At 60.0% G+C, this 11,756-nt stretch carries 12 protein-coding genes and 1 tRNA gene; 7 read left to right on the top strand and 6 right to left on the bottom strand.

Annotated features, from left to right (window positions below; translation table 11 throughout):
• Positions 1-7 precede the first annotated feature (7 nt).
• Entirely contained in the window at positions 8-1,156 is a 1,149-nt protein-coding gene (gene bamC / locus VVD49_RS15735) for an outer membrane protein assembly factor BamC (protein ID WP_327600157.1), read from the top strand.
• Positions 1,157-1,204: 48 nt separating this feature from the next.
• Here the strand turns inward: bamC and VVD49_RS15730 are convergent, their stop codons facing one another.
• The 6 genes from VVD49_RS15730 to queA form a co-directional block, all read right to left on the bottom strand.
• On the bottom strand, positions 1,205-1,549 hold the full coding sequence (locus VVD49_RS15730; RefSeq protein ID WP_327600156.1) for a hypothetical protein: 345 nt from the start codon (positions 1,547-1,549) through the stop codon (positions 1,205-1,207).
• Positions 1,549-2,487: a protein translocase subunit SecF gene (secF, locus tag VVD49_RS15725; protein ID WP_327600155.1), complete on the bottom strand. Its 939-nt coding sequence runs from the start codon at positions 2,485-2,487 to the stop codon at positions 1,549-1,551. Before secF ends, VVD49_RS15730 begins: the two co-directional genes overlap by 1 nt.
• 26 nt (positions 2,488-2,513) lie before the next feature.
• The gene (gene secD, locus VVD49_RS15720) at positions 2,514-4,364 is read right to left on the bottom strand and encodes a protein translocase subunit SecD (protein ID WP_327600154.1); all 1,851 of its coding nucleotides are present in this window, start codon (positions 4,362-4,364) and stop codon (positions 2,514-2,516) included.
• A gap of 75 nt (positions 4,365-4,439) precedes the next feature.
• Positions 4,440-4,769 carry a preprotein translocase subunit YajC gene (yajC, locus tag VVD49_RS15715; protein WP_327600153.1) on the bottom strand — a complete coding sequence of 110 codons (330 nt, stop codon included), beginning with the start codon at positions 4,767-4,769 and terminating at the stop codon, positions 4,440-4,442.
• Positions 4,770-4,869: 100 nt separating this feature from the next.
• Positions 4,870-5,982: a tRNA guanosine(34) transglycosylase Tgt gene (gene tgt / locus VVD49_RS15710; protein ID WP_327600152.1), complete on the bottom strand. Its 1,113-nt coding sequence runs from the start codon at positions 5,980-5,982 to the stop codon at positions 4,870-4,872.
• Entirely contained in the window at positions 5,979-7,043 is a 1,065-nt protein-coding gene (gene queA, locus VVD49_RS15705) for a tRNA preQ1(34) S-adenosylmethionine ribosyltransferase-isomerase QueA (RefSeq protein WP_327600151.1), read from the bottom strand. The genes tgt and queA overlap by 4 nt, the downstream gene beginning before the upstream one ends.
• 124 nt (positions 7,044-7,167) lie before the next feature.
• Here queA and VVD49_RS15700 point away from each other — a divergent pair.
• The 6 genes from VVD49_RS15700 to VVD49_RS15675 all read left to right on the top strand — a co-directional run bounded on the left by VVD49_RS15700 (position 7,168) and on the right by VVD49_RS15675 (position 11,686).
• A tRNA-Leu gene (locus VVD49_RS15700) sits at positions 7,168-7,252 on the top strand.
• Positions 7,253-7,314: 62 nt separating this feature from the next.
• On the top strand, positions 7,315-8,190 hold the full coding sequence (locus VVD49_RS15695) for a tyrosine-type recombinase/integrase (protein WP_327600150.1): 876 nt from the start codon (positions 7,315-7,317) through the stop codon (positions 8,188-8,190).
• A 194-nt stretch (positions 8,191-8,384) separates the two neighbouring features.
• Positions 8,385-8,888, top strand: a complete 504-nt coding sequence (locus tag VVD49_RS15690; RefSeq protein ID WP_327600149.1) for a hypothetical protein — start codon at positions 8,385-8,387, stop codon at positions 8,886-8,888.
• A 127-nt stretch (positions 8,889-9,015) separates the two neighbouring features.
• The gene (locus VVD49_RS15685; RefSeq protein WP_327600148.1) at positions 9,016-9,285 is read left to right on the top strand and encodes a hypothetical protein; all 270 of its coding nucleotides are present in this window, start codon (positions 9,016-9,018) and stop codon (positions 9,283-9,285) included.
• Positions 9,286-9,381: 96 nt separating this feature from the next.
• Complete coding sequence (locus VVD49_RS15680) at positions 9,382-9,654, top strand: hypothetical protein (protein ID WP_327600147.1); 273 nt, start codon at positions 9,382-9,384, stop codon at positions 9,652-9,654.
• Positions 9,647-11,686 (top strand): AAA family ATPase, encoded by a 2,040-nt coding sequence (locus tag VVD49_RS15675; RefSeq protein WP_327600146.1) that lies wholly within the window; start codon positions 9,647-9,649, stop codon positions 11,684-11,686. Before VVD49_RS15680 ends, VVD49_RS15675 begins: the two co-directional genes overlap by 8 nt.
• Positions 11,687-11,756 lie beyond the last annotated feature (70 nt).

The following is an 11,756-nucleotide window of genomic DNA, read 5'->3' as shown; positions in this document are numbered from 1 at the left end:
AAGTTTGATGAAGTTGTCGCGTAGAACGACGAAATCGGTGCAGGTCGCATGCGTGCTGAGCCTGGCTGGTTTCTCGCTGGTGCTGGGCGGCTGTGCCTCGAACAGCAAGGAATATCGCAGTGAAGTTACCGATGCATCACGCACCAAGTCGCTGGAAGTGCCGCCGGATCTGGTCGCGCCGACGCGTGATGATCGACTGCAGGTTCCGGTAGATGCGCGTCGCGCCACTACCACTGCCTCCAGTATCAACAACGCCCCCAAGCCAGAAGTGCAGGCAGCGCTCGCAGCCTCGCCAGACAGGATGGGCAAGGCGCGTATCGAACGTGCCGGTGGTGAACGCTGGCTGGTGATGCCCGGCACGCCACAAGTGGTCTGGCCACAGCTGCGCAAGTTCTGGGAAGACCTCGGTTTCACGATCAAGATGGATTCGCCCCAGCTTTACGTGATGGAAACTGACTGGGCGGAGAAGCGTGGCAAGGATGGCAGCACCTTCCTGGGCAATATGTCGCTGCTGCGTGTGTTCATCAGCGGCGCCGAGCGCGACAAGTTCCGTACGCGTCTTGAAACCTCGAACGAGCCTGGCCAGGTTGAAGTCTATGTAAGCCATCGCGCACTGGAAGAAGCGGATCTGCAATACGCCAACCAGCAGGTGGGTTGGGTGTCGAAGCCGGGCGATCCAGGACTGGAGCTCGAAATGCTCCGCCGCATGATGGTGATGTTCGGTTCGACGGAAGAGCAAGCCAAGCTGGCGGTCGCAGCGCCAGCTGCCACGCCGGACAAGGCGCGTCTGGCTACTGCGGTGGATGGCGCTCCGGTTCTGAACGTGGATGACGTCATCGACCGTACCTGGCGTCAGGTCGGCCTGGCTCTGGATCGCGTCGGCATGGTGGTTGAAGACCGCGATCGCGCCAAGAGCATCTATTTCGTTCGTTACATTACCGACGAAGACCTCGGCAAGAAGAAGGACAGCAGCTGGTTCTCGTGGATGGCGTTCTGGCGTAGCGACGACAAACTTTCGGATACTGACCAGTTCCGTATCGTCGTGCAGGCGGATGGACAGAAGACGACTGTGCGCGTGCAGAACAAGGCTGGAGCGCCGGCCTCGCCAGCATCCAGCAAGCAGATCCTGACCTTGCTGTACAACGAATTGAAATAAGCTTGCCAGGCAGGTGCTGTTTCGGAAAGGGGGCGCAAGCCCCCTTTTTTATTGTCTGACGCGAGCCATTCTTCGGGCGTTGTGCTTCAGGAAGGGCCGATCTCGGGGGCGCGGCAGCCCGGGCTTATCGGGGATCAGGTGCCGCGTCACCACATTGCCGGTGCGATACAGCGCCTCGTTTGAGGCCACGATTTCCTGGCAGGACTCGAATTCAGCTATCGCGTGTGCGTCACGCTGGTCATGCAGTGTCGAAGCAGGGGAGGCGCGCTCGAAGGGCTCCAGACCAAGAACGGTGCGGGGTGCGCTCAGCGCCTTGGTACCCGTGGAAAGGAAATCACAGGCAACAAAAAAGGGCCGTAAGGCCCTTTCTTGTTGCGTGAATTGCGGAAGCATCAGACGACTGCTTCTTCCTTCTTCACGACCGGCTTGACGAACTGCTCGCGCGACACACCGAGCCACATCACCAGCGGGCTGGCAACCAGCACCGAGGAGTAGATGCCGAAGCAGATGCCGATGGTCAGGGCCAATGCGAAGTAATGCAAAGTCGGGCCACCGAAGAACAGCATCGACAGCACCATGATCTGCGTGGAACCGTGCGTGATGATGGTCCGGGAAATGGTGCTCGTGATGGCGTGGTCGAGAATCTGCGGCACGCTGTAGTTACGCATGCGGCTGTTGCGGAAGCTTTCACGCACGCGGTCGAACACCACGACCGATTCGTTCACCGAGTAGCCCAGCACGGCGAGCACGGCGGCCAGCACGGGCAGGGAGAACTCCCATTGGAACGCGGCGAAGAACCCGAGAATGATGATCACGTCGTGCAGGTTGGCGATGATGGCCGACACGGCAAATCGCCATTCGAAGCGGATCGCCAGATAGATCACGATGCCGAGAATAACGACGAGGAGGGCCATGGCGCCGTCCTCGGCGAGCTCCTTGCCGACTTGCGGGCCGACGAACTCGACGCGGCGCAGCTCGGGCTTGGAGCCTGTCGCTTCGCTGATCGTGCTCATGACCTTCTCCGAAACCTTGCCTGAATTCTCGTTGGCACGATTCGGCACGCGGATCATCACGTCGAGCGAGGAGCCGAAGTTCTGCACCAGCGAGTCGGTGTAGCCAGCCTTGTCGAGGGCGTGACGGATCGTGTCGAGGTTCGGTGCCTGGCTGTAGTGCGTTTCCATCACGGTGCCGCCCGTGAATTCGACGGACAGGTGCAGGCCGCGCGCAAACAGGAAGAACACCGCCAGCAGGAACGTGACCAGCGAAATGACGTTGAACAGCAGGGCCCGTTTCATGAACGGGATGTCTTTGTGGATGCGGAAGAATTCCATTTTCTATCTCTCCTGGCGTTGGACGCTTAGGCTTGAACGCCGGGTTTCCAGACTTGACCGATGGCAAGCGAATCGAGCTTGCGGCGGCGGCCGTAGACAAAGTTGGTGATCATGCGCGAGACGAGGACGGCGCTGAACATCGAAGTCAGGATGCCCAGGCAGTGCACGATGGCGAAGCCACGTACCGGGCCCGAACCGAAGGCCAGCAACGCGCCGCCGGCAATCAGGGTCGTGACGTTCGAGTCGAGAATCGTGCCAAAGGCGCGCGAGTAACCTGCGTCGATTGCCGCTTGCGGCGAAAGGCCGCTGCGCAATTCTTCGCGGATGCGTTCGTTGATCAGCACGTTGGCATCAATCGCCATACCCAGTGTCAGCGCGATAGCGGCAATGCCCGGCAAGGTCAGTGTGGCCTGCAGCAGCGACAGAAGCGCGACGAGCAGCAAGAGGTTCGCCGCCAGCGCAAGCGTCGAGATCAGACCGAACAGGCGGTAGTACATGCACATGAACACGGCGATGGCGATGAAGCCCCACAGTGTCGAATGGAAGCCCTTTTCGATGTTGGCTGCGCCAAGGCTCGGGCCGATGGTGCGCTCTTCGATGATGTCCATCGGCGCGGCCAGCGCGCCGGAGCGGATCAGGATCGCCAGGCGATTGGTTTCTTCGGAGCTGAACTGGCCGGTGATCTCGAAGCGATCGCCGAATTCGCCCTGGATGGTCGCCACGGAGATGGCTTCACCCTTGCCTTTTTCGAACAGGATGATGGCCATGCGCTTCTTCAGGTTCTCGCGCGTGACCTGACGCATGACGCGGCCGCCCGCCGAGTCGAGCTTGATCGACACGGCAGGATTGTTGTTGCTATCGAAGCTCGAGGTTGCGCCGACGAAGCGATCACCGCTGATGACGGCTTGCTTCTTGACATAGACCGGGATCGACATGCCGTCGCGGATTTCGTTGAACACGTCGGCACCGGCCGGTGCCTGGCCGCTCAGTTCAGCACTTTCCTGAACGAGGCGCACTTCCAGCGTGGCGGTGCGGCCGATCAGGTCCTTGGCCTTGCCCACGTCCTGCACGCCTGGCAGTTGCACGACGATGCGGTCGGCGCCTTGTTGCTGGATGACAGGTTCGGCAACGCCCAGTTCGTTCACACGGTTATGCAGCGTCGTGATGTTCTGCTTGACCGCTTCATCCTGAATGTTCTTTTGCTCGGCCGGCGAGAGTGTGCCAACCAGCAGGAATTCGGAGCCCTCTGCGCGCTCTTCGAGCGTCAGGTCTGGATGGGTATCCTTGATCAGATAGCGCGCCTTGTCGCGCATCGCTGCGTCGCTGAAGCGTGCGGTCAGTGTCAGGTCGCTGCGCGTGACGCCGCTGTTGTAGATCTTCTTCTCGCGCAGGCTGGCGCTCAGATCGCTGCGGATCGAATCCAGCTTCTTGGTCAGTGCGCCCTTCATGTCGACCTGCAGCAGGAAGTGCACGCCACCACGCAGATCGAGACCGAGATACATCGGGTGCGCGTTCAACGAAGTCAGCCAGCTCGGGCTTGCGGACAGCAGGTTAAGCGCCACGACATAGGACGCGTCCTTGGGGTCGGGATTGAGCGTCTTCTCGATCAGGTCCTTGGCCTGCAATTGCGTCTTGTCGTCGGCGAAGCGGACACGCAGGCTGCTTTCGTCGCGCAGCGTGCCGGTGTACTGGATCTTCGCTGCGGTGAGGGCTTCAAGTACGCGCGTTTCGATGGCGCCATCAACCTTGAGGGTCGAACGGCTCGACGAAACTTGCACGGCAGGCACTTCGCCGAAGAAGTTCGGCAGGGTGTAGAGCAGACCGACGACCAGTACGAGCAGGATCGACAGGTTCTTCCAGAGTGGATAGCGATTCATTGCTGAGGGCTGCGGCTAAAGAGATGGGTGATGGAAAAAGGGCAGCCTTTCATGTTGGCTGCCCCGATCTATGCCTCAGGCAGTAAGACTGCCCTTTGGCAGCACTGCGCCAATCGATGAGCGCTGGATCAGCACTTCGACGTTCGGTGCTACGGCAACCTTGACGAAGGTGTCACGCAGTTCGATGACGGTGCCGGCCATGCCGCCTGCCGTGACGACTTCGTCGCCCTTGGCCAGAGCGTCGAGCAGGGCCTTGTGTTCCTTGGCGCGCTTCTGCTGTGGGCGGATCATGAGGAAGTACAGCACCACGAACATCAGCACCATCATGATGATGCTGCTGAAACCACCGGTAGGATCGGCTGCTGCGGTTGCTGTCTGGGCTTGTGCGTCGGAAATCAGGAACACGTTATTACTCCAAGGCTTCGATTCTCAGGGGCGCGAGTATAGCAGGGCACGGGGTCCGGCCCTATTGCGCTGCGGGGTACTCCGACGGCAGGTGTGGGCGCTATTTCACGCCCCGTGCACGTCGGGCGGCGAATTCGACAGCGAACTCTGCGAATCGGTTCGCTTCAATTGCCGCACGGATTTCCTGCATGAGTTGCTGGTAGTAGAACAGGTTGTGAATCGTCATCAGGCGCGGGCCGAGCATCTCTTGCGCGCGGTCAAGATGATGCAGGTAGGCGCGCGAGAAATTGCGGCAGGTGTAGCAGCCGCAGGCCTCGTCGAGCGGACGCGTATCGTCGCGATGCACGGCATTGCGGATCTTCAGGTTGCCCCATTGCGTGAACAGCCAGCCATTGCGCGCGTTACGCGTCGGCATCACGCAATCGAACATGTCGATGCCTTGTGACACGCCATAGACGAGGTCTTCCGGCGTGCCGACGCCCATCAGGTAGCGCGGCTTGTTGGTAGGCAGCTTCGGCGCGGTGTGGGCGAGGATGCGCTCCATGTCTTCCTTTGGTTCGCCGACCGATAGTCCGCCAATCGCGAAGCCATCAAAGCCGATGTCGTTGAGACCTGCCAGCGATTCGTCGCGCAGGTCTTCATGCATGCCCCCCTGCACGATGCCGAACAGCGCATTCGGATTCTCTTCGCGATCGAACTCGTCACGCGAGCGACGTGCCCAGCGCATCGACATGCGCATCGATTTCGCGGCCTCGTCATGCGAGGCGGGGTAGGGCGTGCATTCGTCGAAGATCATCACGATGTCGGAATTGAGCACGCGCTGGATGCGCATGGATTCTTCCGGTGTCAGGAACAGTTTGTCGCCATTGATGGGCGAGGCGAACTTCACACCTTCTTCCGTGATCTTGCGCAGCGCACCGAGCGAGAACACCTGGAAGCCGCCCGAGTCAGTGAGGATGGGCTTGTCCCAGTTCATGAACTTGTGCAGCCCGCCGAACTTGCGGATGACCTCCAGCCCGGGGCGCAGCCACAGGTGGAAGGTGTTGCCCAGACAGATGTGCGCGCCGATATCAGTGAGCTCTTCCGGGCTCATCGCCTTGACCGTGCCATAGGTGCCGACCGGCATGAAGGCGGGGGTTTCCACCGCACCGTGGGCAAGCTCCAGACGCCCGCGACGAGCCGCGCCGGAAGTGGTGATCAGATCGAATTTCATGCGGACTTCTCTTGTGGGGCTTTCTCGATGAACATGGCATCGCCATAACTGAAAAAGCGGTAGTGGTTCTTGACGGCATGCAGGTAGGCATTCCGTATCGTAGTCATCCCGGCCATGGCCGACACCAGCATGAGCAGGGTCGACCTGGGCAGGTGGAAATTGGTGACCAGTGCATCCGCCACGCGGAATTCGTAGCCCGGCGTGATGAAAATGCCGGTCTCCGCGCTGCCCGCGACCAGACCATTCTGAGCCGCCGACTCGACTGCGCGCAACGAGGTCGTGCCGACACAGATGACGCGGCCGCCGGCGGCGCGTGCGTGCGCGATGGCTGCCACGGTCTCCTGCGGAATGCTGTACAGCTCGCGGTGCATCTGGTGTTGCGACAGGTCGTGCTCGCGCACCGGCTGGAAGGTACCGGCGCCAACGTGCAGCGTGACGAAGGCGCGCTTGATGCCGCGCGTGTCGAGCTCGGCAAACAGCGCGTCGTCGAAATGCAGGCCCGCGGTGGGCGCCGCTACGCTACCGAGCTCGCGCGCATAGACGGTCTGGTAGCGCGTCTCGTCCGACTCGCCAGCAGCATGTTCGATATAGGGCGGCAGGGGCAGCTTGCCGTAGCGCTCTATGTAATTGACGGCCGTGTCGTCGGCGGGGAAACGCAGATGGAAGAATTCACCCGAGGCGCCCGCACGCCCCACCACTTCCACGTCGAAGGACTCGCACAGGCGGATGCGGCTGCCAGGCTTGGGCGACTTGCTGGCGCGGATCATGGCCAACGCCTCGTGATCGCCCAGCGGTCGTTCGATCATGACTTCTACCTGGCCACCCGTCTCCTTGGCGCCGTGCAGGCGGGCGTGCAGCACGCGACTGTCGTTGAAGATGAGCAGGTCGTTGGCGCGCAGCAAGCCTGGCAGCTCACGGAACGTGTGGTCTTCGAAGCGGGGCTCGGGGTGCGTTGCGGTATCCACGACCAGCAGGCGCGAGGCGGCGCGGTCGGGCAGGGCGGTCTGCGCGATGAGTTCGGGCGGCAGGTGATAGTCGAAATCGTCCAGCGTGAGAGCCATGAATTGTTCTGTGTTACTTCAGGATTCCGGGGAGCAGAAGAAGGTCGGCAATCCGATGCCAGACAATTTGCTGCAGCTTTGCTTGATACGGGGCCCCTCTTCGGGGATAATCCGCGCTCCCCGTGCCGGGGTGGCGGAATTGGTAGACGCAGCGGATTCAAAATCCGCCGCCGAAAGGTGTAAGGGTTCGAGTCCCTTCCCCGGCACCACAATACAAGGCTTGGCGGCCAATCGGGTGTTCCCTTGAATCCTATGCATCTAGGAGGCCGGAATGCCCTCAAAAACCCTCACAATCGCCCGTATCGCGGACATCTTCCTGCGCCTTAATCAAGGCCGTGACCGCATGCTCAAACCCCGCCTAATGTTCTGGGTGGATCGTGCGGGCGACACTATGCTCGAAGAGCTGACCCGTTCGCAAGTCCGCGATGCATTAATCGCCCTCAAAACAGAGCCTGCTGCCGACGGCCGCTTGCGCTCAGGCCCGACCATCAACCGATATCGGGCCGCGCTCGGCAGCATGATCGCCTTTGCCCGTGACAACGATCTGGTTTCACATGACTGGATCAGCCCTTTGTCCGGCATGAAGCAGGCGAAAGAAAACCCGGGTCTGGTTCGCTACCTCTCACACGAAGAGGAAGACCGTTTGATGGCTGCCGCCGAGCTGGTGCGCTGGCCGTTGCTGCCCCTGTTGGTGCGCACAGCTATCGTCACAGGTTTGCGGGCTGGCGCCTTGCAAGGGTTGCTATGGGCAAACGTCAAGATCAATGACGACAATCCGCGCATTGAAGTGGCGCGCACCAAGAACGGCGAGCCGCACGTTTCGCCCCTGACGCCTGATCTTGTCGTCATGTTCAGGAAAGCCCGCAGGTTGGGTGCGCTCGACACCGACTACGTCTTTAGCGGTGCTAATCCTCATCGTCCCCACAGCTGGCGCGAATGCTTCGCCAAAGCCATGCGGAAGGCACGCATTGAAGGCGCGACCTTCCACACGCTGCGCCATACCTCATGCAGTCGACTGGCTGAAGCAGGCGTGGACGCCATCGCGATTGCAGAGCACAGCGGACACAAAACGATGTCCATGGTGCGGCGCTACGCTCATTTGAACGTCAAGCGCCGCGCTAGCATCGTGCAGGATGTGTTTGGATAGATTAGAAGGAAGCGAAAACAACCCGGCCAATGTGCCGGGTTTTTTTATGCACTTGCGCTACTTTTCGCCATTTTTCGCAACCGGTGATGACACAAAGTAGCGAGTATTGGCGCGGCTTACGGACGAATGGGTAAGGCGGTTTAGCGCATCAGAAAACGATGCAGGATGCCCATTTTTTTTGTGGAGCTGTCCCGATGCCCCGCCGCAAGAAATCAAACCCTGCACTTTCACGAGCACGGGCAAACGTTGCCATCGCCAAGGCTGAACTGCTTACCTTGCCATCAACACCCCGGTCGGCTGGCGTCTGGATCGACCAAGCTGCGAGCGAGCACGAGCAGAGCAGGGCGCTGCAAGCAGAGCTGCACGCGCGATACGTCGGGTGGCTCATTGCGCGAGCGAACGCCGAGGCTCGCCTTAACCATGCGCGGGATGCGCTGGAAGCGCTGCTTCGTGCAATTGGCCCAGAACGCAGGAAGGCCAAGCGTGACCAGAATTTGCAAGATCGCGTCGACAGGGCGCGGCCCTTGTTGGACGCCGCCTATGCCACGCGCCGCACGCGACACATGGGCTGGGAACGATTACTAGATGCAGCTGCTGTGCTTCGCGCACGCGAGCCGCAGAAGTGGAGGAATTTTCGTAAGCCAAGTGCCGACGACGCTCGTGAGTACGTACGGCAAATCAAAGCGAAAAAGGCGTAACGAGATAACCACGGGTTAGAAGGGGATTTTTCCCCTTCCGAATACGTTCGCCCAGTTACTTAGAGTTCCCCTGACACCCGATTCGCCAAGCCGGGTTTTGAGCGTACTAACCAACAGGGGAATTCTCATGATCTTGAACGTTGCTACTCAGGCTAATTTGCCGCCACCCGATGAGGTGCCCATCACCCTTGCTCGTTTCTCCGAACAAGACCCGCTCGGCGTCGTTTTATTCGGCAATCCATCGAACGCCAGTTATCACTTGCTCAATGTCCAGTCTCGCTTGATTGAATTGGGCGCCCTTACAAAAGTTGGCCGGAAAATTTACGTTTTTCGCAGTAGGTTTGCTGAGGCTTGGCAGCAGGTGCAAGTCGAGATCGCACGCGAGCAGTTCCAATAAAAATGCCGTCACGGAGCATTGCCCGGACGGCACACAAGGGAAATATCACACCCCCAGTGTAGCTAGACCGGGCTCTCCCTGCCAACAGGAGACCCGATGAATTCCCCGAACAAAAAAACGCGTGCCTTGCCGCGCATGAGCAGTGATTTTCACCGCGTGGGCGGTGGGTTCTCTGCACAGTTTTCCATTACGTCCGCAGGCGCTTTTGACGTCACATGGTCGCCCCATGTGCCGAGCAAGCGCGATCTGCGGCGCAAGGTCGACATGGATAAATATCGGGCCGCCCGCAATGCGTTTCTTGCCCGCATGGCTGAAGCAATGGGTGAGGCTGTGCTGGTGGTAGAGACTACGGGGGGCGGCCATGAATAGTCCCGAGCGCATCCGCAGCACCACCATGTCATTGGCTGACGCTGCAGCGGTGTATGCCGCCTCAGGCTTGCCACCCATCATCATCAAGCCGAACGGCAAAATCCCGTTGGAAAAAAACTGGACGGACGGTCAAAAACTTACGCCGTCAGAGGCTTACGCAAAATTTGATGGTCTTGATTGCAACATCGGCATTGCGATTCCGATGGGGCTGGTGGTTATTGACTGCGACACCAAAACGCCCGGGGGTGGTCTGGAAGCGCTGGAAGAGTACGCAGCCACACGCGGCACGCTGACGGGCACATGGACGGCCAAAACGCAATCAGGCGGCCGCCATCTGGTCTACAAGCTTCCCGCAGGCCTGAGCTGCAATAACGGCGTCAATAAACTCCCGGGCGTCGACATCCGCACCCATGGCGGGCAGATCGTGGTCGAGCCATCACAGATCGATGGCCGCAAATATGAGTGGCTGGATTACGAGTTGAGCGCAGGGGAGGTGCCACAGCCCGCCCTGCTGCCTGAATGGCTTTATCCGCTGCTGGGTGTGCATGCCGAGGGCCAGCAAGCACCCGTCCAGCCCCAAGCACACAATGGGGACGGCATCCCTGAAGGCAAGCGCAATGACACCCTGTTTCGAATGGGCTGCGGCCTGCGTCGCAGGGGTGCAGATTATGACACCATTCTAGCCGCACTGACCGCCATCAACGCCACAGCCTGCCACCCGCCCTTACTCCCCGATGAGGTTAGCCAGATCACCGCCAGCGTCATGCACTACCCCCCGGAAGCCGATCACACCCCACCCCCACCCGACTGGATCACAGCAGCGCCCCCCATGTCCGTTTATGAGCTGGACCCGCCAAGCCTTGCCGAGATCGATTCCTACAACCCGCTCTCTACATATTTTGAGGCGACATTAATCTGCGCGGCCGAAATTCCCACAGAGCCTGTCGTCTGGCTTTGGTCTGGCTATGTCCCAGCGGGAAAGCTGGCGCTCATTGCAGGCGCGCCCGGTTGCGGCAAGACGACTGCGGCAATCGCAATTGCTGCAACGGTGTCCGCAGGCGGGATATTTCCTGACGGCGTGCGTTGTACGAATTTCGGCAACGTGCTGATCTGGTCAGGGGAAGACGACCCGGGGGATACGCTCAAACCTCGTCTGATGGCAGCAGGAGCGGATTTGTCCAGATGCCACTTCATCACTGGTATTCGTACGGGTGCAGAGTGCGTCCCTTTTGACCCTGCGCGGCACATGCACGCGCTTGACGTTGCGGCTACGCAGCTTGGCGATGTTCGGCTGCTCATCGTCGACCCCATCGTCTCTGCTGTCGAGGGCGATTCGCACAAGAACGCAGAGGTTAGGCGCGGGCTGCAAGCCATCGTCCACTTTGCACAACAACATCGTTGTGCCGTGCTTGGCATTACGCATTTCACCAAAGGCACGAGCGGGCGTGATCCCGTTGAGCGCATCACCGGTTCACTTGCCTTTGCGGCCCTTGCCCGGGTGGTACTCGTCGCTGCAAAAGAACGCAGCGGAGAGGATGAGCGGCGCGTGTTCGTACGCGCCAAGAGCAATATCGGCCCCGACGGTGGTGGCTTTGAATACACCCTGAACGTGGTGGAGGTTGAGCGCGGGGTGTATGTCTCCTGTGTCGATTGGGGCGACGTTATAGAGGGGGAGGCGCGCGAAATCTTGTCCGAAGTGGAAGCGCCCGAAACCGAAGAAAAAAGCGCGGTGGAAGTTGCAGTCAAGTTCCTGCGAGAAGTGCTGGCCCATGGCTCCGTGCCAAGCAGGGAGCTGATGAAAATGGCAAAGGCGAATAGCATTTCAAAGCGCACCCTTGGCAGGGCACGCAAGGAAATTGGCGCAATGGCAAAACGTCGCGAATTTGGTGGGGGGACCATCTGGTATTTGCCTGCGCCAGTTGTGCCAACAAAAGCCATTCATGCCGAACAATTTTGTTCGGCACAAATGAAGTTTGATGGCACGAATGGGGAAGCACGCGCTGACTCACACTTATCCGAAGGCGACTCGTGACACCAAACGGTCAGCCCCCCCGCCATCGCAACCGGGCACCTGCTGCAAGTAAGTGGCACGACTCGCCAAG

The organism is Uliginosibacterium silvisoli (genome assembly GCF_036017035.1).
In the GTDB taxonomy this organism is placed as follows: Bacteria; Pseudomonadota; Gammaproteobacteria; order Burkholderiales; family Rhodocyclaceae; genus Viridibacterium; species Viridibacterium silvisoli.
Note: the sequence above shows the minus strand (reverse complement) of the source record. Positions and strands in the feature narration are given on the sequence as shown.